The 18817-nt window shown below is 68.3% G+C and carries 24 protein-coding genes; 7 read left to right on the plus strand and 17 right to left on the minus strand.

The window, feature by feature from the left end; translation table 11 throughout:
- Nucleotide 1: 1 nt before the first annotated feature.
- The 16 genes from CDO87_RS01080 to CDO87_RS01155 form a co-directional block, all read right to left on the minus strand.
- The gene (locus tag CDO87_RS01080) at nt 2-445 is read right to left on the minus strand and encodes a peptidase (protein WP_100927043.1); all 444 of its coding nucleotides are present in this window, start codon (nt 443-445) and stop codon (nt 2-4) included.
- The gene (locus CDO87_RS01085; RefSeq protein ID WP_100927044.1) at nt 442-1326 is read right to left on the minus strand and encodes a DUF2163 domain-containing protein; all 885 of its coding nucleotides are present in this window, start codon (nt 1324-1326) and stop codon (nt 442-444) included. Before CDO87_RS01085 ends, CDO87_RS01080 begins: the two co-directional genes overlap by 4 nt.
- Nucleotides 1326-1958 carry a DUF2460 domain-containing protein gene (locus CDO87_RS01090; protein ID WP_100927045.1) on the minus strand — a complete coding sequence of 211 codons (633 nt, stop codon included), beginning with the start codon at nt 1956-1958 and terminating at the stop codon, nt 1326-1328. The genes CDO87_RS01085 and CDO87_RS01090 overlap by 1 nt, the downstream gene beginning before the upstream one ends.
- 12 nt (nt 1959-1970) lie before the next feature.
- Entirely contained in the window at nt 1971-2633 is a 663-nt protein-coding gene (locus tag CDO87_RS01095) for a phage tail tape measure protein (protein WP_100927046.1), read from the minus strand.
- Nucleotides 2630-2824, minus strand: a complete 195-nt coding sequence (locus tag CDO87_RS01100) for a rcc01693 family protein (RefSeq protein ID WP_100927047.1) — start codon at nt 2822-2824, stop codon at nt 2630-2632. The genes CDO87_RS01095 and CDO87_RS01100 overlap by 4 nt, the downstream gene beginning before the upstream one ends.
- On the minus strand, nt 2811-3143 hold the full coding sequence (locus CDO87_RS01105; protein ID WP_100927048.1) for a gene transfer agent family protein: 333 nt from the start codon (nt 3141-3143) through the stop codon (nt 2811-2813). The genes CDO87_RS01100 and CDO87_RS01105 overlap by 14 nt, the downstream gene beginning before the upstream one ends.
- Nucleotides 3143-3565: a phage major tail protein, TP901-1 family gene (locus CDO87_RS01110; protein ID WP_100927049.1), complete on the minus strand. Its 423-nt coding sequence runs from the start codon at nt 3563-3565 to the stop codon at nt 3143-3145. The genes CDO87_RS01105 and CDO87_RS01110 overlap by 1 nt, the downstream gene beginning before the upstream one ends.
- 25 nt (nt 3566-3590) lie before the next feature.
- On the minus strand, nt 3591-3998 hold the full coding sequence (locus CDO87_RS01115) for a DUF3168 domain-containing protein (protein ID WP_100927050.1): 408 nt from the start codon (nt 3996-3998) through the stop codon (nt 3591-3593).
- Entirely contained in the window at nt 3995-4360 is a 366-nt protein-coding gene (locus tag CDO87_RS01120) for a head-tail adaptor protein (protein WP_100927051.1), read from the minus strand. Before CDO87_RS01120 ends, CDO87_RS01115 begins: the two co-directional genes overlap by 4 nt.
- Nucleotides 4357-4950, minus strand: a complete 594-nt coding sequence (locus tag CDO87_RS01125; protein WP_100927052.1) for a head-tail connector protein — start codon at nt 4948-4950, stop codon at nt 4357-4359. Before CDO87_RS01125 ends, CDO87_RS01120 begins: the two co-directional genes overlap by 4 nt.
- A 149-nt stretch (nt 4951-5099) precedes the next feature.
- Nucleotides 5100-6281 carry a phage major capsid protein gene (locus tag CDO87_RS01130; RefSeq protein ID WP_198521796.1) on the minus strand — a complete coding sequence of 394 codons (1182 nt, stop codon included), beginning with the start codon at nt 6279-6281 and terminating at the stop codon, nt 5100-5102.
- A gap of 27 nt (nt 6282-6308) precedes the next feature.
- Nucleotides 6309-6854, minus strand: a complete 546-nt coding sequence (locus CDO87_RS01135; protein WP_100927054.1) for an HK97 family phage prohead protease — start codon at nt 6852-6854, stop codon at nt 6309-6311.
- A 25-nt stretch (nt 6855-6879) separates the two neighbouring features.
- A complete protein-coding gene (locus CDO87_RS01140; RefSeq protein ID WP_100927055.1) occupies nt 6880-7107 on the minus strand; it encodes a hypothetical protein in 228 nt (75 codons plus the stop codon).
- Complete coding sequence (locus CDO87_RS01145; RefSeq protein WP_100927056.1) at nt 7100-8296, minus strand: phage portal protein; 1197 nt, start codon at nt 8294-8296, stop codon at nt 7100-7102. Before CDO87_RS01145 ends, CDO87_RS01140 begins: the two co-directional genes overlap by 8 nt.
- Before the next feature lie 218 nt (nt 8297-8514).
- Complete coding sequence (locus tag CDO87_RS01150; RefSeq protein WP_100927057.1) at nt 8515-9855, minus strand: DNA-packaging protein; 1341 nt, start codon at nt 9853-9855, stop codon at nt 8515-8517.
- Entirely contained in the window at nt 9803-10258 is a 456-nt protein-coding gene (locus CDO87_RS01155) for a hypothetical protein (protein ID WP_157814883.1), read from the minus strand. The genes CDO87_RS01150 and CDO87_RS01155 overlap by 53 nt, the downstream gene beginning before the upstream one ends.
- Before the next feature lie 152 nt (nt 10259-10410).
- Here CDO87_RS01155 and CDO87_RS01160 point away from each other — a divergent pair, with 152 nt between their 5' ends.
- From CDO87_RS01160 to CDO87_RS01175, 4 genes are all read left to right on the plus strand, one after another.
- Complete coding sequence (locus CDO87_RS01160) at nt 10411-11619, plus strand: pyridoxal phosphate-dependent aminotransferase (protein ID WP_100927059.1); 1209 nt, start codon at nt 10411-10413, stop codon at nt 11617-11619.
- A 94-nt stretch (nt 11620-11713) separates the two neighbouring features.
- Complete coding sequence (locus CDO87_RS01165; protein WP_100927060.1) at nt 11714-13831, plus strand: methyl-accepting chemotaxis protein; 2118 nt, start codon at nt 11714-11716, stop codon at nt 13829-13831.
- An 83-nt stretch (nt 13832-13914) separates the two neighbouring features.
- A complete protein-coding gene (locus CDO87_RS01170) occupies nt 13915-14085 on the plus strand; it encodes a YqaE/Pmp3 family membrane protein (RefSeq protein ID WP_100927061.1) in 171 nt (56 codons plus the stop codon).
- A gap of 8 nt (nt 14086-14093) precedes the next feature.
- A complete protein-coding gene (locus CDO87_RS01175) occupies nt 14094-14549 on the plus strand; it encodes a DUF4112 domain-containing protein (protein WP_100927062.1) in 456 nt (151 codons plus the stop codon).
- 96 nt (nt 14550-14645) lie between these two features.
- On the opposite strand, the gene ndk is transcribed toward CDO87_RS01175, so the two are convergent.
- On the minus strand, nt 14646-15068 hold the full coding sequence (ndk, locus tag CDO87_RS01180; RefSeq protein ID WP_100927063.1) for a nucleoside-diphosphate kinase: 423 nt from the start codon (nt 15066-15068) through the stop codon (nt 14646-14648).
- Between the two features lie 316 nt (nt 15069-15384).
- On the opposite strand from ndk, the gene CDO87_RS01185 reads away from it, so the two are divergent.
- From CDO87_RS01185 to CDO87_RS01195, 3 genes are all read left to right on the plus strand, one after another.
- On the plus strand, nt 15385-17229 hold the full coding sequence (locus CDO87_RS01185; protein ID WP_100927064.1) for an ABC-F family ATP-binding cassette domain-containing protein: 1845 nt from the start codon (nt 15385-15387) through the stop codon (nt 17227-17229).
- Nucleotides 17230-17590: 361 nt separating this feature from the next.
- Nucleotides 17591-18124, plus strand: coding sequence for a J domain-containing protein (locus CDO87_RS01190; protein ID WP_100927065.1), 534 nt, complete (start codon nt 17591-17593; stop codon nt 18122-18124).
- Between the two features lie 50 nt (nt 18125-18174).
- On the plus strand, nt 18175-18795 hold the full coding sequence (locus CDO87_RS01195) for a MarC family protein (protein ID WP_198521797.1): 621 nt from the start codon (nt 18175-18177) through the stop codon (nt 18793-18795).
- Nucleotides 18796-18817: the final 22 nt, after the last annotated feature.

Below are 18817 nucleotides of genomic sequence, written 5' to 3' on the forward strand. Positions count from 1 at the left end.
CTCAGCCCTCCGATGATACCTGTTGGGGAAAGGAGAAACGGGCCACGACCCGCCGGGCCCATGGTGCGCTGAACGCACTCTCGATGACCCCGTGCCCGGTGTAGGCGTGGACGAACGTGGCTTGCGGCCCGGTCGCCGCCTGAAGCCCGATGTGCTTGGCCACCGCGCCCTCGCGCATCCGGAACAGCAGCACGTCACCGGGCGCAACCTGACCTAACGGCTTGGGCAGCAAATGAGCCAATCCCGCGCGCCAGAGCCGCTCGTCGCCCTGCGGCTCCGACCAGTCGCGGGTGTAGGGGGGCACAACCTCCGGCTCGGGTCCGATCAGGTCGCGCCAGACCCCGCGCAGAAGCCCGAGACAGTCGCACCCCGCGCCCCTGACCGACGCCTGATGTACGTAGGGCGTACCGATCCACGAACGGGCCGTTTCGACGACCGCGTTCATCGGCGGCTCCCCCCGTTCCGGGCCTTGGCCATCGCGGGCTGAACGGTGATCCAGTCGTCCTCCGGCACATCCGGAAAGCCCTGGAAGTTGATCACGTTGCCGAATTTCAGGCGGCAGGTCTCGAACCGCTTGTCGCATCCAGCAACCAGTCTCACGCTGTCGCCTGCCGCGGGCTGCGCGCGCAGCGGCTCCCAGAGCTCGATCAGCCGGGTGCCGTCGGGCGCCAGGTGATCGCGCTTGATCATGCCCGTCAGCCCCTCCGCGTCGCCGGTCAGAACGGTCAGGCGCCCGCGCTGGAACCAGCCGGTATCGAACCCGCCCAGCGGACCGGCACGAAAGACGCGCGCCTCGTCGACCCCTTCGAGTACACATTCGAACACGTAGCCGCCGGTGTTCAGATCGAACCCGCAGCCGCTGTCGCCCAGAACCGCGGTGCACGGTTTCTGATAGACCCGGCCCACCGGGCGGTTCAGCGCCTCCGTCAGGCCGCGCAACTCCGCGTGGAAGGCCCCGGCGCTGCGGCGCACCTCGCCGATATGTCCGCGGAACATCACCCGCCGGGCGTCCACATCCGCCCAGTTCACCAGCCAGGCCACCACTTCGGCACCGTCGAACCGGCCCGCCGCGATGTCCTTCTCGCTGATCGACGTGTCGCTGAGCGCGCCCATCGCCTCCGTGTTGTCGACCGAAAGCCCGGTCGACTGCGCGAGCGCTCGGGCCGACAGACCGGTCTCCGCCTTGAAGACCACGCCGCCGAACGTCAGTTCACAATCGTGATCGGTGAACCCGAAGACGGCCCCGTCGCGGCGCGTGACGGCCCAAGCGCGGGCGACGGTCGTGATGCCGGTGGCCAGATGCGCGTGCAGGTCTTCCTGTCCCATCAGATCCGCACCTCGACAACCGGGACATCCGGCACCTGACCGGCGCGGAAGCTGGACACGCTGACGTTGATGCGATCCGTGTCGAACCGGACCGGCACGTCGAACTCGAACCCGGCCGAGATCTCCACGTCGTTCATCGGCGCTTCAGTGAAGGTGATGATGCCGGTGGACGTGTTGATTTCGAAGTGCACGCCCTCGAACATCTGGACGTCCTGCACCGCTGCGACGACCGTGCCGGCGACGGGCTTCATGATCGGCCGTGCATAAGAGCCCTCGCCCGAGGTGTAGGTCTTGATCAACTGGAAGCTCTTCGTGACGCCGTCGCCGCGCGCGATCACCTGGTCGCCCGTCGCAACCGTCCGCGACGGCGCGCAAGACTTGTAGTCCGCCCAGTCCTTCCAGCGAAAGCCGTACAGCTGACCCTGCCGTGCCTCGAAGAAAGCGATCAGCGCCGATACGTCGTCCAGCGACCGCAGACCGAGCCCCGCATCGTAGCGCCGGCGGGAGTGCGCCCAGGGTGTGTTGCGTTCCTCGAACCCGCTGGTCAGCGTCACGATGTCGGTCCGACGCTCCGGCCCACCGACCGAGCCGAAGCTCAGGTCGGCGGGGAATCTCACCTCGTGAAAAGCCATCTTTCCCTCCAATTACCTGTTGCGCGCGCCACGGCTCAGCGCCTGGCTCATGCGGGCCGCGATCTGGCTCTGGCTGCGCTCGAACGAGCGGGCGTCCGGGGTCGAGATGTTCATCACGACCGTCACCGGCGCGCCTCCGCCAGCGGCGCGCACGCCCAGCTTGCCGTCGGCCCCGCGGGTCAGCGGCATGATCGCCTCCGGCCCCGCCTCGCCCATCAGGCCCGTCCCGCCACGCATCGGGAAGTACGTCGGGCCGCTGATGACGCCGCCGGTGGCGAAGGGCATGACGCGCCCCTGCGTGAACCCGTCGCCCTTCGCAAACGGGGAAAGGTCGCCGAACAGCGCAGAGACGCCCGAGGCGAGGAAGCCGCCCACATGGTTGGCGACGGGTTTCACAGCCGCCTTCCACGCCGCGTCGATCATCGACCGCGCCACGGTGTCGAGCGCATCCGACAGCTTCATCCCGTCCAGCACGACACCGTCGATGGCGCGCGCCACGCCCCGGCTCATGGTGGAGTCCAGCCGTGTCGCGCTGCGCCCCGTCTCCGAGAACGTCGTGTTGATCCGCCGCATCTCTGCGTCGAAGGCCTGAGCCATGCCCGCCGCGCCGCCCAGCGACCGCTCGAGCCGCTCTGCCGCGTCGCCAAGGTCGTCATCCAGATCGAAACCGCTCATCTTTCGTCACTCCTGTCCGGAAAGGCCGCCATAAGTTCGGTCAGCCGCTTGCGCCCAAGGGGACGCGTACCGGACCCGTCGCCCAGCAGAAGCTGCAACTCTGCCGGCGTCAGGTCCCAGAATTCCCGGGGGCGCAGACCGAGGCCGCGCATCCCCGCGCGCATCAGCGCCGGCCAGTCAAACCCCGTCATCCGCCGTCTCCGGCAGCATGAAGGCCCGCGCCAGCAGTTCCGCCGCAGTCTTCGCCGCGCCCATGGGACCGCCCTCGATCTCGGCGGACATCAGGTCGGCGGCCCGGCCGGTCCAGCCGCCACCGCGCAGACCCGCCACGATCAGCGCCAGCACGTCCCGCGTGCTGAACCGCCCGTCCTCGAACCGCTGCACAAGCTCGACGAGCGAGCCCGTCTCCAGCCCCGCTTCCAGTTCGGCCAGCGCGCCCAGCGTCAGCCGCATCACGTGGCGCTCGCCGTCGATGACCAGCGCCACATCCCCCCGCCACGGATTGGCCATCACGCCACCGGCTGGGCCGTGAAGGCCAGCTGCCCCGCCGAGGCCAGCGACATCTCGTAGGTCGCTTCCCCGTTGTGGGAGCCGGCGTATTCGATCGCTGTCACCTGGAAGGCGCCCTCGACGGTGCCGAAGTCGGGGATGATGATCTGGAAGACCGGCGTCTCTCCGTCGAAGAATATCTGCCGGGCGCGTTCGTCGGTCGTGTCGTCCTTGAAGACGCCCGACCCGCTGATGTTGGCCGACTTGACCCCCGCCCCGGCCAGCAGCTCGCGCCAGCCGCCTTGGCTTTCCAACGTGGTCACATCCACGCTTTCCGCGTTGAAGCTGACCCGCGTGGCGCGCAGCCCTGCCATGGTCTGGAACGTGCCGGTCCCGGTCATGTCCACCTTGATCAATAGATCCTTGCCGTTCTGAGCAGCCATCTGTCTCACTCCTGGATGAAAAGGTTCAGTTGTCCTCGACCCGCGCACGGAAGGTCAGGTCGATGCGCCGGCGGCCTTCGCCCGCCAGCGAAGCCCTGGCCTTGTGGAACCACAGCCCCACCAGGCGGCCGCGTCCGAGGGTCAGGTCCGCGTCGTGCAAGGCGTCGCTCACCGCGGCGGCGGCCTCTTTCGCGGAAAGGAACCCCGCGTTCTCCGTCACGACCGAGACCTCGAACTGGTGCCAGGCGCCCGCGCCGGTCTGATCTCCGGCGTCCTCCACCCGCTCGGGGCCGAGGGCCACGTAGATCGGGGGCAGCGCGCCGGACGGCATCTTGTCATGGACCGCGTCCCCGACGATGGCGGTCAGCGGTGCGTAGGACTGCAACCGCGCGTAGACCGCCGCCTGCAAGGCTCCAGCGAGTGCATAGGTCATGCCGAAACCTCCTCGGAGCAGCGGCAGTCGAGGTACATCGCCCGCGGCTCCGCCTCCGTGACCGCTTCGATAGCGAAAACCCGGGAGGCCATGCGAAAGCGTTGCCCTGCGACCGGACGGCTCGAATGACCAACCGGGGCGCCACGGACCGTCACGGTGAACCCCGCGGAAGAGATCGCACCGGCTTCACCATTGGTCTGCCGGCCGCTATGCGGTTCGACCCGCGCCCAGAGTGTGCCGACCACCGACCAGAGACGGGCGTAACCGCCCGCGCCATCCGGGACATCCTGCGGCGCCTCGAGCACGAGCCGCCGGTTCAGCGTAGCAACGCTCTTCGGGCCGCCGCCGCCCAGCGCGCTCATGCCCCCAGCCCCAGCCGGATCGGACGGTAGCGGGCGATCAGGCTGGTCACGCCGAACGGCATGCACCCCTGGCTCAGCGCCGTTTCGTCCCGGTATTCATAGTAGTGCGACGCCAGCAGCATGACGGCCTGTTTCAGATCGTCCGGAACGTCGGCAAACCCGGGCCCGTATCCCGCCTGAAACCGGATCTCGACCGCACCGCCATTCGCAACGGACGGAAAGCTTGCCGCCACCGCGCGCAGCTTCGGTGTGAACGTGTCGCGCTGCAGGCGGTAGGCGGACGCATCCAGCGTCTGGGACACGCCGTAACCATCGATAATCGTCACATCGGTGATGCTCTGCACCGGTGCTATCGGCAGCGTCTGCACCCCGCGCTCCTGCCAGTCGTCCAGTGTCAGGACGAACCCGCGCTGCACCAGCGCCTTTGACGTCCGCGCCTCGATCGCGGCCATGGCCGCCCTCAGGAACGCGACAAGCACGCCGTCCTGCAAGTCGGTCTCCGCAAAGCCGCTGCCCAGCCGCAGATGCTCTTTCAGCCCGGCCACCGGAAGGGCTGCCTCCGCCACTTGTGTTTCTTCCACCAACATCATGTCTGTTCTCCGATATGCTCGGCCTTCGGGGGCCTCATCGACAGGTGGGCGCGCGCCGCCCAGGCTGCTCGGGCGGAGGGGAAGCTGGACAACTCGGGACCACGCGCGCCCGTCAGAGGGCGGTCTCCCGCCCCCTGTCCGGTGCACGTTTACGAGGTCGAGACACGCAGCAGCTTGATCGCGGCAAAGTCGCTGACGCCGCCGCCCACGCGCTTGGACGCGTAGAACAGCACGTGCGGCTTGGCCGAGAACGGATCGCGCAGGACACGGATGTCCGGGCGTTCCGCGATGGTGTAGCCCGCGCCGAAATCGCCGAACGCGATCGGGTGCTCGTCGGCGGCGATGTCCGGCATGTCCTCGGAGATCAGGACCTTGTAGCCCAGCAGACGCGCGGGCTCTGCCGCGGCCAGGCCGTCGGCCCAGAGGTGGCGGCCGTCCGCATCCTTCAGCTTGCGCAGCGCGCCCGCCGTCTTGGAGTTCATCACGAAAGTCGCATTCGGGCGATACCGGCTGTCGAGCGCGTAGATCAGGTCGATCACGGCATCGCCGTCCCCCATGCCCGCCGCGGCGCCGGTGGGCACGTAGCCCAGCGCACCCCAGGACCAGGTGGTGTTCGCCACGATGGTGTTCGTCAGCAGACCGGAAGGCTTGTCGACGCCGTCCCCGTTGATGAAGGCCGCCGCCTCCGCCCGGATGAACTTGTCGGCGATACGCGACGCCAGCCAGGATTCCACGTCGAAGGCGGAGTCGTCCAGAAGGCGCTGCGACACCTTCGGCATCGCGTTCAGCTCATAGAGCGGAATGGAAATGCGCTCGATGGTCGGCGAGGTCGTCTCTGCCGCGGTCGAGGTCTCCGTGGCCCAGCCCGCGCCGGTGTCGTTGCGGTCGATCAGCACGTCGAAGGCCGAGGCCTCCACGTTCACCACGTTGGAAATCGCACGGATCGAGACGAGGCTGTCCAGCTTCGACTTGATGATCGAAGAGGTCTGCGGGTCCACGAGGTAGCCGCCATCGGCGTTCACCGCCGTGGACATCGCCTTGCCTTCCAGCTCGATGCCGCGCAGGCCGTCGTCGTCGCCGGAACGGAGGTACGCGTCGAACGCCTTGAGGTGGGGGGCTTCGACCTCGGCGCGGGTCGAAAGGGTCGGCCGTTTCGCCAGGGCGGTTTTGTGATCAAGCATGGTCAGTCGCTCTTCCTGTTTTGCAAGCTTCTCTTCCAGATCGGCCGCGAGGGCCTTGTAGTCCCCGATCAGTCCCGCCATCGCGGCACTCACCCGGGCGACCGGAGACACATCTTCCCCGGTCCGAGACGTGGTCTCGGGTTTGCTCATCCTTGTTTCCCTCATGAGTGGCGCGCGTCAGTCGCCCGCCAGGTTCAGGCGCATGCCCTCCAGGGCCTCCGCCAACGCATGCAGGCCGCCGTCGTCGGGGCGGTCCTCGCCCTTCGCGGCAACCCGCGCACTGGGCAGCATCGGGAAGGTCACCAACGACACCTCCCACAGCTCCAGTTCCGCCAAGAGCCTGCGGCCCTTGTCATCCTTGCTGGCCTTGATCGTGCGGTAGCCGATCGACAGCCCGTCGATGGCGCCGGCCTCGATCAGGGCGGCGGCCTCGCGGCCCTTCGCCACCGTCTCCAGCAGCCGGCCCCTCACGTAGAGGCCGCGCTCGTCCTCGCGCACCTGTTCCCAGACGCCGATAGGCTGGGCCGGGTCGTGCTGCCACAGCATCTTGACCGCGCGCCCCTCCGCCAGAAGGCGCTTGAGAGAGCGGGCATAGGCGCCACGGGCAACCACGTCGCCGCCCTGGTCGCACTTCCCGAAGAGCGAGGCATAGCCCTCGATCCGCGTGCCCTCGACAACCGTCACTTCGGTGTCGAAGCGGCAGAACTTGTGTTCCAGATCCATATCCGATCCTCCTGTGGTGCGGCCCTCAGGGCGTCACCTGCATGAACCCCTGAAAGGCTTCCGCCAGGATCACCCCGGCGACACCGTAGACGGCCAGCCACAACCGCCGTTCCAACCGTTCCATCAGGGCCTCCAGCCGCTGGAACCTGTCGGTCAACCCGTCGTATTGCAGCTTCGAGACACGCTCGTGCGCTTCCAGCCGAAGCCCAGGCGCACAGGCAAAGGTTTCTGCCCGGCTGCGCAGCTCAGTCATCCTGCGCCTCCTCCGGAAGCGTCGGCAGACCCAAGAGCTGGCGCTTCTCCGCAGTGGTCAGGAAATCGGCCCCGGCCACGCGGTTCCAGACCGCGTCCCGCTCCACCGCCAGCGCGGGCACCTGGTCGAGGTCGGGCGACAGCACGATCTCCTCCCCGGTGAAGGACGACAGCCAGCGCCCCACGGCGTGCGTCACCTTCGACGCCAGCGGCAGCACCGTCTGGCGGTAGAACGCCCGGTGCGCCTCCGCGTAATTGGCATAGGTCGCCTCGCCCTGGATCCCCAGAAGCATGGGCGGCACGCCGAAGGCCACGGCGATCTCGCGCGCCGCCGCTTCCTTGGTCTTCTGGAACTCCATGTCGGAGGGCGAGAAACCCATCGGCTTCCAGTCCAGCCCGCCTTCCAACAGCATCGGACGGCCCGCGTTCCGCGCCCCCTGGTGATGCGCCTCCATCTCGGCGGTCAGCCGGTCGTACTGTTCGGTCGTGAGATGCCCCTGCCCCTCCGTGCCCTTCCAGACGATGGCACCGGACGGACGCGCAGCGTTGTCCAGAAGCCCCTTCGACCAGCGCGACGCCGAGTTGTGCACATCCACCGCCTGCGCAGCCGCCTGAAGCGGCGACAGGCCGTAGTGGTCGTCCTGCGGGTGGAACGTCTTCACATGCAGCACCGGAGAGACCGGCCCGGTCACGTTGAACCGGTGCTTCCGGCCGCCGACCTCGTAGACATAGGCCACGGGCCAGCCGTCGGCGCCGGGAACGACACTCATCCGGTCGCTGCGCAGGACGTGCAGCTCGAACGGCAGCCCGCTATCCCCCGCCACCGCCTCCAGATATCCATCCCCGGACAGCAGCATCTGGCCATAGAGCGCCTCGAACAGTTCCGCCCGGCCCTGGCCCGTGTTGGGCTGGGTGATCAGCCTGACGATCGGGTGATCGACATAGCGCGTGTCCCGGTCCTGCAGCACCAGCGGCAGCGCCGCCGCCGCCTCGCAGATCAGCTTGACCGCGCGAAAGCCCACCGGGTTGCCGGAGAACGCCTGCTTCGTCAGCGACACCGTATCCCGCGGGCTCCACGCGATGCGGCCGGCGGACATGTGGGCCACGACACGCCCCGTGGCAGAGGCCTTCACCTCCGGCACGGACACCGCGTCCCGCGTATCCTGTCGCCGCAGAAAGTCGAAAACCATGCTAGTGCTCCTTTTCCCTCCGGCCCAACCGCCGCGCCGCAGGCCATCGGCCGCACACCTGAAAGGCCTGCGTCCCCTGGCATATCCCGCTATCCCGAAACCGGCGAACGGTCGGTCCATCCGCGCTTCGAAGGCCACCCTATGAACAGCGGGTTAACAACCCTTCAGCGCAGCGTACGCTGCCCCGCGCAGGCTCACATGCAAGATAAATCAACGACTTATCCCGCACTCCGCACCCGTGGCTGAACTGGCGGCTTGCCCGGCACGATCAGGTGTGACACCGCCCAGACAAGCGCATCGACCCGATCGGGGCTGCCGCCTCCCTGAAACCCCATGGGCGTCATCAGGCAAAGCTGCGCTTCCAGTTCCGCCAGTCCCGCGGAATGGAAGACCCGGCCCTGTTCGTAGAGCGCCGCGACCGGCTCTGCCCTGATCGCCTTACCGTCAGAGGCATGGACCCGCGTGACCGGCAAATAGGGATCGACCTGCCGCAGCACCTCCTCGACCATGGCACCGCCCTGGTTGACCTCCGCCACCACGCGGTCTGCGTTCCAGCGGCGCGCCGCCTCCACCGCGCAGGCGGCCCATTCCGCCGGGCGGCGCCCCTGCACGCTGGCGTCCTCCAGCACGTAGGCGGTCATCAGGCCGTCCTTGTCCCGCGCCGCGCCCGCAACCACGATCCCGCAGGCGTCCGAGCGCTTCCCGTCCCCCGCCGGCGGATCGACCGCCACGACGATCCGGTCGAGCGTGGGCAACGTCCCGCAACGCTGCGCATCCAGCAGGTCGCGCGTCCACATCGCGCCGTCGACCTCGTCCAGCAGCAGACCGTCGAGCTCCTGCATGCCGAGCGATGAATTGGCGTAGCGCGTGCGCACCTCGTTCAGGAAACTGCGCGCCAGATGCGCCGCGTTCACCTCGGTCGGCGCATGTGTCGTCACGGTGGACCCGAGCGCCAGGAGTGCCTTCAGCACGCCCACGTTGCGCGGCGTGGTGGTCACGCAGACCTGTGGGTGGTCGCCCAGCCGCAGACCGAACTGCAGCATGTCCCACGTATCCTGCCCGCGCTTCCACTTCGCCAGCTCGTCCACCCAGGCGCCGTCGAACTGCGGGCCGCGCAGGGCCTCCGGCTCGCTTGCCGAGTAGATCATCGCCTCCGCGCCGTTGGGCCAGACGAGGCACTTGCGCGACGCCTGCCAGAGCGGGCGGCGGTCGGGCGGCGAACAGGCGAGGATGCCGCTGTCGCCGAACACCATGACTTCCCGCGCCTGATCGAAGGTCTCGCCGATGATCGCCATGCGCTTGCAGCGGCCCGGCTTCAGCGGACGCGCGCCCTCGACCTGCGCGCGAACCCATTCTGCCCCGGCGCGCGTCTTGCCCGCGCCGCGACCGCCCAGGATCACCCACGTCCGCCAGTCCCCTTCGGGCGGAAGCTGGTGCGGATGGGCCCAGAAATCGAAAAGGTAGGGGAGCGCGATGCGCCCCCCTTCCGACAGTGCATTCCAGAACTCAATCTGAACCTCGGCAGGCGCGGAGGCGATCCAGGCGGCACCTGACCTCAAATCTGGCTGCTTCGAGGTCAAGTCCGTAAGATCCGACGATTCCCGTTGTTTTCCTCTTGATTTCATCCAGTTCCAGCTCCGTTTCCCGTGCGGCCTTCAGCCAGTAACGCAGGTCGCTCAGCGACGTGCCCAGCTCGGCCTTCTTCACCCCTCCATCCCGGACTTTCTCCGCCAGGTCGCGGATGTCCGCGACCAGGTCCTTCAGCGTCTGCGCAATCTCGTCTCGTTGCGCTTCCAGACGCGCCGTCTCGCACACCGGAACCACCAGTGTGCAGCCGGTCACCTTCTTGCTGCTCATATGCTCGACACCTTTCTTGCCTGTAGGTTGCCCCTCCTCGGGCAGGACACGAAAAAGACCCGACGGGGTTTCCCCCGCGGGCCTCTGCCGCACCTCGTCCAGCATGTCGTGAAAGCTACTCCCCTCCGCGCGCCCGGTCAATCCGGCCCCCGAACGCAACACGTTGAAACCCTTCACACTTCCGCATCAAAGGTTAACGGCTTGCCCAGCCGCCTTCGCTCTGGCACACCCCTCCAGAACCCGAAAAGGAGCCGTCCATGCCGCATTTGTCCAAGCGTATCTGCACCCTCAACGGCGACGGCTCCGACGGCTGGGGCGTGTTCTACAAGGCGCGCGCCCTGAAGGCGCAAGGCCAGGACATCCTCGAACTGACCATCGGCGAGCATGACATCGGCACCGATCAGGCGATCCTCGACGAGATGCACCGCGCCGCCTCCGCCGGGCACACCGGCTATGCCATGGTGCCCGGGGTCGACGCGCTGCGCGACCGCATCGCCAGCCGCGTCGCCAACCGCACCGGTGTCGCCACCACACGCGACAACGTGCTGGTGACCCCCGGCGGGCAGGCCGCGCTCTTCGCCGCGCACATGGCGACGCTCGCCCCCGGCGAGACCGGCCTCTACATCGACCCCTACTATGCCACCTACCCCGGCACGATCCGCGCCGCCTCAGGCATTCCGCACGCCATCGCCACCCGGGCAGAGGACGCCTTCCTGCCCTCCTTCGACCAGATCGACGGCGCCGCACGGGCCACCGGCGCGCGCTCCCTGCTGGTGAACACGCCCAACAACCCGACCGGGACGGTCTACGGGGCCGACACGCTCGACGGCATCGCGCGCGCCGCCATCGGCAACGATCTGTGGCTGATCTCGGACGAGGTCTACGACACCCAGGTCTGGGAGGGCGCCCACGTCAGCCCGCGCGCCCTGCCCGGCATGGCCGAACGCACCATGGTCGTGGGCTCCATGTCGAAAAGCCACGCCATGACCGGTTCCCGCATCGGCTGGATCGTAGCCCCGGAAGAGGCAGTCGCCCGCCTGATCGACCTCGCCACAGCGACTACCTACGGCGTGCCCGGCTATATCCAGGATGCGGCGCTCTTCGCGCTGCAACAGGGCGACGCGGTCGAGGAACATGTGGCCGAACCCTTCCGCCGCCGCCGCGCCCTTGTCCTCGACACGCTCGCCAGGCAGTCGGTCGTCACCGCGATCCCGTCGCGCGGGGCGATGTACCTGATGCTCGACATCCGCGCGACCGGGCTCGACGGCGAAACCTTCGCCTACCGCCTGCTCGACGCCCACCGCATCGCCGTCATGCCGGGCGAAAGCTTCGGCGCATCGGCCGCGGGGCACGTCCGCGTCGCGCTGACCGTCGCCGACAACCGCCTGTCGCATGCCGTCGACACGCTGTGCGGCTTCGCGGCCGAACTGTCGGCAGCGCGCGTCACGGACGGCTCGATGGCGTGAGTTAAAGATACATTCGAAAAGAGAAAATTAGCGAGGTGACACTTCGGTAATCGTAACTGCGGATGGTCGGCCAAACCTTTCAGCGAGGCCTGCCATGACTCTCCGCGAAACTGCTCTTGTCATCATGCTCCCCCTGCTTGCCCTGATCGGCTACCTGACGTGGTACGACTGGACGACCGGGCAGGACCACATCGGCCACCTCGACGCACAGGCGCGCGGCATCGCCGAGGCGGAGCTGATCAACGACCTGGTGCATGAACTCCAGAAGGAGCGCGGCTTCTCCGCCGGCTACACTTCTTCCGGCGGCGCGAACTTCGCCGATGTCCTGCCCGCCCAGCGCCTGGCGACCGACGCGGCCCTCGCCGCCATTGCGGGCGCTCTGCCGATGGCCCGCGCCGCGGCGCCCGACCGCATGGCCGCCGCCGACACAGCCCTTGCCGAACTGGACCAGTGGCGGGCGGCGATCACCGCGACGGAAAAGACCGTGCCGGAACTGGCGGGCTGGTACACCGGCCTCGTCAATTCGCTGATCTCCACCGCGAACCGTGTGTCGGAGGCGCGCGCCTCCGAGGACCTCGCCCGGCTGGTTGAGGCCAAGGCCCTGATCGGACAGGCCAAGGAAAGCGCCGGGCTGGAGCGTGCCATGGGCGCCACCGGCCTCGGCGCCGGCGCCTTCGCGCCCCCGGTGCACACGCGGTTCGTCAGTCTCGGCGCCGTGCAGTCGGCGGACCTGGCGGCCGCCGCGCAGGTCCTCGAACGGCCCGGCATGCTGGACGCCCTGAACCAGTCCGAGGCCGCGCAGACAGTGAACACCATGCGCGACGCCCTGACCGCGTCGGTCCATACCGGCACGCTCGGCGGCTACACCGCGCCGCAATGGTTCGCCGCCTCCACCGCCTGGATCGACACCCTGCGCGCGCTCGAACTCGACCTCGCGCAGGAGATCAGGACCGACGCCGCGCAGGAGCGCGAGACAACCGCCGCCCACCTGCGCACCACGCTGCTGCTGACCGCCGGGGCGGCGCTGGCCGCCGCGCTCTTTTCCTTCCTGCTGTTCGAACGGACCCTGCGCCGGATCGGTAATCTGATCGCCCTGATGGGCCACTACCGCGACGGCGACTTCGAACCCGAGGTGCCGCAATCCTCCGAACGTTCCGAACTGGGTCGCATGGCCCGCGTCCTGTCCGACTTCAAGCAGGCGATGCTGCTCCACAGGCAGGACAGCGCCCGCGCCGGGGCAGAGGAAAAGGCACGGCTGAACGTCACGCACCAGCAGGTCGTCGACATGGTCGCCGAAGGGCTGCGCGCCCTCGCCAACGCCGATCTGACGCGCCGCTTCCACACGCCGCTCGATCCGAAGTACGATCACATCCGGCTCGACTTCAACGCCGCCGCCGAGCGGCTGAACGGCGTGATCTCCGGCCTCGTCTCCGCGGTCACGCAGATCACCGACCGCTCCGGCCAGATGAAGGACGGCGCCGAAGACCTCGCCCACCGGACGGAACAGCAGGGCGCCGCCATCACGCGTAGCGCCGACGGCGTTACCCGCGTGACGGAAGAGACCCGCGACGATGCGCACCGCATCGCGTCGGCGAAGGAAGAGGCGCGCGCCGCCTCCGACACCGCCGCCGAATCGGACCGCACCGTGGCAGAGGCAATCGCCGCCATGGACCAGATCAGCCAGCGCTCCGACGAGATCGCCAAGATCGTCACCGTGATCGAGGAACTGGCCTTCCAGACCAACCTCCTCGCCCTCAACGCAAGGGTGGAGGCCGCCCGCGCGGGCGAATCCGGCCGCGGCTTCGCCGTCGTGGCCGAAGAGGTGCGCGACCTCGCGGGCCGTTCCTCGAAGTCCGCCCTCGACATCAAGAAGCTGATCTCCGAAAGCCACAAGGAGGTGCAGGACGGCGTGCAGCTCGTCAATGGCGCGGGCCAGTCGCTGCAGATCATGGTCCGGAGCATCCACAAGATGGACGAGACCCTCTCCGACATCGCCGCCTCCACCAGCGCGCACGCCAGCGACCTGGCCGAGATCGACTCCGCGATGAAGCTCCTTCAGGACCTGACCCGCGCCAACGCCGGGCTTGTCGCCGACACGCGGACCAGTTCTTCCGCACTTGCAGGCACCGCGCAGGACCTCTCGCGCACCGTATCGGAGTTCAGGCTGGACACCGCAGAGCCCGTGATCATGCCCGCCGAACGCGCCGCCTGACCCGGGCGGCGCCGGACATCTTCGGAACTTCCACACCGTTGCCGCGTTTCCTGTTCAACCCGGCAACGTAAAGGAGATCCAAGATGGACCTCATCCGCATCATCCTCAGCCTGTTCCTGCCGCCCCTGGGCGTCTTCCTCGAAGTGGGCCTTGGCAAGCACTTCTGGCTCAATATCCTGCTGACCCTTCTCGGCTGGCTCCCCGGCGTCGTACACGCGATCTGGGTGATCTCGCGCCGTCCCGCCCACGCGTGAGCCCGGCCATGACCGACGCGCACAGGCACGACGCAAAGACCATCTTCGCCAAGGTCGAGCGGGCGGAACGCATCGCCCGCCGCATGGACGCCGCCATGTACCTGCCCGGCACGCGCATCCGCCTCGGCTGGGACAGCATCATCGGCCTCGTTCCCGGCATCGGCGACACGCTGGCCCTGACGCCGTCGGCCTACATCGTCTACCTCGCCCACGACATCGGCGCGCCGAAGCACCTTCTGGCGCGGATGGCCGGCAATGTCGGCATCGATTGGGTGATCGGCCTCGTGCCCTTGGTCGGCGACATCTTCGACGTGGGCTTCAAGGCCAACCTCCGCAACGCCGCGCTCATGCGCGACTTCGCGGAAAGGCGCCACGCCGATACGACACCCGGCCAGACCCCGCGCCAACCCCCGACCCGCACCCCGGTGCAGGGCCTCGGACGGTCCCGCGGCGCCAACGCCTGACACGACCGGCGACAGTCCCGGGCAGAAAAACCCTCGCAAACAAACGAAAAGGGGCGCCGCAAGGCGCCCCTTCGTCATGTCGGAACCGGTGAAGGCTCAGCCGACCAGCTCGAGACCTGAGAAGAAATACGCGATCTCCTGAGCCGCGGTGTCCGGCGCGTCCGACCCGTGGACGGAGTTCTCGCCCACCGACTCGGCGAACTCGGCGCGGATGGTACCCGGGGCCGCATCGGCCGGGTTGGTCGCGCCCATCACTTCGCGGTTCTTGGAGATGGCGTTCTCGCCTTCCAGAACCTGTGCGACGATCGGGGCGGACGCCATGAACTCGCACAGCTCGTCGTAGAACGGGCGCTCGGCGTGCACCTTGTAGAACTCGCCGGCCTGCGCCTTGGTCAGGTGGATCCGCTTCTGCGCGACGATGCGCAGACCGGCCTCCTCGAACTTGGCGTTGATCTTGCCGGTCAGGTTGCGGCGGGTTGCATCGGGCTTGATGATCGAAAAGGTGCGCTCGAGGGCCATCGTGTTATCCTCCAGATGGATCCGACCCACAGTCCGGGGTCGTCAGGGTGTATCGCGGCGCCCGATAACACGGCCTCCCGGATCAGGAAACCCCTCATGACCATGCGTCACACGTGCCCTGCCCGGCCTCGGGACGCAAACCACGGCCCGAAGCCCGCCCCGGGACCATCGCGGCCCCACCCGCCGCGCATCCCCATACCCGTCATTCGCCTGAAACGCGCCCCACGGGTCGGCGGGCGGGCGCTTTTGCGAAAGCAAACAGTGCCGCCCGCCGACGTGCCTTTCCCCTCCCCGAACCCTCTGCTAAAGCGCCTCCATGCTGCGTATCTCATCCCTCTCCTATTCGGTCGAAGGCCGTCCCCTCTTCGAGGAGGCCACCGCCACGATCCCCGAAGGTCACAAGGTCGGCCTCGTCGGCCCGAACGGCGCGGGAAAGACCACGCTCTTCCGCCTGATCCGGGGCGAGCTGACCATCGACGGCGGCGACATCTCCCTGCCGTCCCGCGCCCGCATCGGCGGCGTCAGCCAGGAAGTCCCCGCCTCAGAGACCTCGATCCTCGACACCGTGCTCGCCGCCGACACCGAGCGCGCGGCGCTTCTTGCCGAACAGGACACCGCCTCCGGCCACCGCATCGCCGAGATCCAGACCCGCCTCGCCGACATCGACGCGTGGAGCGCGGAGGCCCGCGCCTCCTCGATCCTCAAGGGCCTGGGCTTCGATCCCGAGGAACACTCGCGCCCCTGCTCCGCCTATTCCGGCGGCTGGCGGATGCGCGTGGCGCTGGCCGGCGTGCTCTTCGCCCAGCCCGACCTGCTGCTGCTTGACGAGCCGACCAACTACCTCGACCTCGAGGGCGCGCTCTGGCTCGAATCCTACCTCGCGCGCTACCCGCACACGGTCATCGTCATCTCCCACGACCGCGGCCTCCTGAACCGCGCCGTCAGCTCGATCCTCCACCTCGAGGACCGCAAGCTGACCTACTACGGCACGCCCTACGACGGCTTCGTCAAGCTGCGCGCCGAAAAGCGCGCCCAGCTCGCCGCCACCGCCAGGAAACAGCAGGACCGCCGCGCCCACCTGCAGTCCTTCGTCGACCGTTTCCGCGCCAAGGCCAGCAAGGCCAAGCAGGCGCAGGCCCGGCTGAAGATGATCGAGCGCATGGACATGGTCACCCCGCCCGAGGAGATGGCCAAGCGCGTCTTCACCTTCCCGCAGCCGGACGAGCTTTCGCCGCCCATCGTCAACATCGAGGACGGCACCACCGGCTACGGCGACACCGCCGTGCTGCGGCGGCTCAACCTGCGCATCGACCAGGACGACCGCATCGCGCTTCTGGGCAAGAACGGCCAGGGCAAGTCGACCCTGTCGAAGCTGCTGGCCGACCGCCTGCCGCTGATGGACGGCCGGATGAACCGCTCGTCGAAGCTGCGCATCGGCTACTTCGCCCAGCACCAGGTGGACGAACTGCACCTCGACGAGACGCCGCTCCAGCACCTGCAGCGCGAACGCCCCGACTCTCCGCCCGCGAAACTCCGCGCGCTGCTCGCAGGGTTTGGCCTCTACGCCGCGCAGGCCGAGACGGAGGTCGCGCGCCTCTCCGGCGGCCAGAAGGCACGGCTCTCGCTGCTGCTCGCCACGCTCGACGCGCCGCACCTCCTGATCCTCGACGAGCCGACCAACCACCTCGACATCGAAAGCCGCGAGGCGCTGATGGAGGCGTTGACCGCCTATTCCGGCGCGGTCATCCTCGTCAGCCACGACATGCACCTGCTATCGATGGTGGCCGACCGGCTCTGGCTGGTCTCCGGCGGCACGGTGAACCCCTACGACGACGACCTCGATTCCTACCGCGCCCTCCTGCTGTCCAAGGATTCGCCGTCGAAGCCCGAGAAGCCGAAGGAAAAGCCCAAACGCGCCACCCGCGACCAGATCCTCGACCTGCGTGCCGAGGTCCGCAAATGCGAGGAACGCGTGACCAAGCTCGAGGACATGCGCGAGAAGCTGGCCAACAAGCTGGCGAACCCCGCGCTCTACGAGAACGACAAGGTGGGCGAGCTGGAAGTCTGGAACAAGAAATACGCCGAGATCATGGAGGGCCTCTCCCGCGCAGAGGCGCTCTGGATGGCGGCACAGGAGAAGCTGGACACGGCGCAGGGCTGACCCCGCACCTCCGGTGAATGCGAAGCACGGCGGTCCCTCGGGGCCGCCGTTTGCCGTTCCCGGCCTACCCGATCGATACACCGGCTCCGCACCAAAAATGTGGCAGGCTCCGCCACATTTCCCCTGTGCCTGCGATGCAAGCGCGCCCCCGGCCAACAGCGTCACCCCAAACGCAAGCCTCTGAAAATCCCCGGAAACCCGGATCAGTCACCCGGAATTCCCGGCAAAATCGCGTTAACTTTGTGTCCAAATTGAGGCTTCCCGCCGTCCTCTGCCCGATTTATGCCTCATTTCGACGGCGCCGCAGGGCCGCGGGGGCAGCCCCGGCGCCGGTTCGTACCGCACGAGGAAGGACGCCCCCATGACCCGCACCGCACCCCGGACCCCCTACGAGATCCTCGGCGTCTCCGCCTTCGACGACCGCGCGACCATCCGCAGCGCGTGGAAGCGGCTCGTCCGCGAAAACCACCCCGACCGCTGCCCCGCCGACGCCGCCCGGCTGACCCGCCGCCTCGCCGAGCTGAACGCCGCCTACGACAAGCTGCGCCACCACGTCCCGGCCCCGGGCCGCGCCCCCCGGAACGCCGATACCGGGGACGCAACCCGCACAGCCGCACAGCAGGCCGGAGCGCAGACCCGGGCCGACGCACACCGCCGCGCGCAGGCAAAGGCGGAGGCCCACGCAACAGCACAGGCCGCCGGAAAGGCCGAAAAGCAGGCCAAAGCCGCCGCCGCAAAGCCCCGCGCCGCAAAGGCCCGCAGCCGCAAGGCGCCCGAGGCCCCGGCCCTCTCCCCCGCCCAGCGGGCCGCGCTGCACAAGGCCACGGCCTCCTTCTCCACCGCCCGCGCCGCATTCGAGAAAGCCCGCCCCGCCCGCGTCGCCATCGCTGCGTGATCCCGCCGCAAAGGCTTTACCGGCGGCCCGAAACCGCCTAACCGGGGATCATGGACCCGACCTTCCTGATCTCGGCCTTCGTCACGCTCTTCGTGGTCATCGACCCGATCGGGCTGACACCGCTGTTCATCGCCCTGACGCAGGGCGCGGACGCGCGCCACCGCCGCGCCGTGGGCATCCGCGCGACGGTCATCGCGGCGGCGCTCCTGACGCTGTTCGCCTTCTTCGGCGAGGCGGTGCTGGGCTTCATCGGGATCGGCATGCCCGCCTTCCGGATCTCCGGCGGCATCCTGCTGTTCATCACCGCGCTCGACATGCTCTTCGAACGCCGCAACAAGCGGCGCGAGGACCGGGCAGAGGCGGACCACCCGCCCGACCCTTCCGTCTTCCCGCTGGCCATCCCGCTGATCGCCGGACCGGGCGCCATCGCCTCGATGATCCTGCTGACCGGTTCGACCACCGACGTGCTGGGCATCATAGGCGTGCTGGGTGTCATGGCGCTGGTGCTGGCGCTGGTCCTTCTGCTGTTCCTCTCCGCCGGGCTGATCGAACGCGGGCTGGGACCCACCGGGATCACCGTCACCACCCGCCTCCTCGGGATGCTCCTCGCCGCGCTCTCGGTGCAATTCGTGCTCGACGGGCTGCGCGACTTCGGCTTCGTCGCGTCCTGAGGCTTCCTTCCGCAGGCGGAAT

The organism is Sagittula sp. P11, from assembly GCF_002814095.1.
In the GTDB taxonomy this organism is placed as follows: Bacteria; Pseudomonadota; Alphaproteobacteria; order Rhodobacterales; family Rhodobacteraceae; genus Sagittula.

Excerpts from the sequence above, each read along its gene's own strand:
- CDO87_RS01095 (WP_100927046.1), bottom strand. The coding sequence starts at position 2,633 with ATGAGCGGTTTCGATCTGGATGACGACCTTGGCGACGCGGCAGAGCGG.
- CDO87_RS01125 (WP_100927052.1), bottom strand. The coding sequence starts at position 4,950 with ATGATGTTGGTGGAAGAAACACAAGTGGCGGAGGCAGCCCTTCCGGTG.
- CDO87_RS01115 (WP_100927050.1), bottom strand. The coding sequence starts at position 3,998 with ATGACCTATGCACTCGCTGGAGCCTTGCAGGCGGCGGTCTACGCGCGG.
- CDO87_RS01110 (WP_100927049.1), bottom strand. The coding sequence starts at position 3,565 with ATGGCTGCTCAGAACGGCAAGGATCTATTGATCAAGGTGGACATGACC.
- CDO87_RS01135 (WP_100927054.1), bottom strand. The coding sequence starts at position 6,854 with ATGGATCTGGAACACAAGTTCTGCCGCTTCGACACCGAAGTGACGGTT.
- CDO87_RS01170 (WP_100927061.1), top strand. The coding sequence starts at position 13,915 with ATGGACCTCATCCGCATCATCCTCAGCCTGTTCCTGCCGCCCCTGGGC.
- CDO87_RS01165 (WP_100927060.1), top strand. The coding sequence starts at position 11,714 with ATGACTCTCCGCGAAACTGCTCTTGTCATCATGCTCCCCCTGCTTGCC.
- CDO87_RS01100 (WP_100927047.1), bottom strand. The coding sequence starts at position 2,824 with ATGACGGGGTTTGACTGGCCGGCGCTGATGCGCGCGGGGATGCGCGGC.
- CDO87_RS01145 (WP_100927056.1), bottom strand. The coding sequence starts at position 8,296 with ATGGTTTTCGACTTTCTGCGGCGACAGGATACGCGGGACGCGGTGTCC.
- CDO87_RS01160 (WP_100927059.1), top strand. The coding sequence starts at position 10,411 with ATGCCGCATTTGTCCAAGCGTATCTGCACCCTCAACGGCGACGGCTCC.
- CDO87_RS01155 (WP_157814883.1), bottom strand. The coding sequence starts at position 10,258 with ATGCTGGACGAGGTGCGGCAGAGGCCCGCGGGGGAAACCCCGTCGGGT.
- CDO87_RS01190 (WP_100927065.1), top strand. The coding sequence starts at position 17,591 with ATGACCCGCACCGCACCCCGGACCCCCTACGAGATCCTCGGCGTCTCC.
- CDO87_RS01085 (WP_100927044.1), bottom strand. The coding sequence starts at position 1,326 with ATGGGACAGGAAGACCTGCACGCGCATCTGGCCACCGGCATCACGACC.
- CDO87_RS01120 (WP_100927051.1), bottom strand. The coding sequence starts at position 4,360 with ATGAGCGCGCTGGGCGGCGGCGGCCCGAAGAGCGTTGCTACGCTGAAC.
- CDO87_RS01185 (WP_100927064.1), top strand. The coding sequence starts at position 15,385 with ATGCTGCGTATCTCATCCCTCTCCTATTCGGTCGAAGGCCGTCCCCTC.
- CDO87_RS01175 (WP_100927062.1), top strand. The coding sequence starts at position 14,094 with ATGACCGACGCGCACAGGCACGACGCAAAGACCATCTTCGCCAAGGTC.
- CDO87_RS01080 (WP_100927043.1), bottom strand. The coding sequence starts at position 445 with ATGAACGCGGTCGTCGAAACGGCCCGTTCGTGGATCGGTACGCCCTAC.
- CDO87_RS01090 (WP_100927045.1), bottom strand. The coding sequence starts at position 1,958 with ATGGCTTTTCACGAGGTGAGATTCCCCGCCGACCTGAGCTTCGGCTCG.
- CDO87_RS01130 (WP_198521796.1), bottom strand. The coding sequence starts at position 6,281 with ATGAGCAAACCCGAGACCACGTCTCGGACCGGGGAAGATGTGTCTCCG.
- ndk (WP_100927063.1), bottom strand. The coding sequence starts at position 15,068 with ATGGCCCTCGAGCGCACCTTTTCGATCATCAAGCCCGATGCAACCCGC.
- CDO87_RS01105 (WP_100927048.1), bottom strand. The coding sequence starts at position 3,143 with ATGGCCAATCCGTGGCGGGGGGATGTGGCGCTGGTCATCGACGGCGAG.
- CDO87_RS01140 (WP_100927055.1), bottom strand. The coding sequence starts at position 7,107 with ATGACTGAGCTGCGCAGCCGGGCAGAAACCTTTGCCTGTGCGCCTGGG.
- CDO87_RS01195 (WP_198521797.1), top strand. The coding sequence starts at position 18,175 with ATGGACCCGACCTTCCTGATCTCGGCCTTCGTCACGCTCTTCGTGGTC.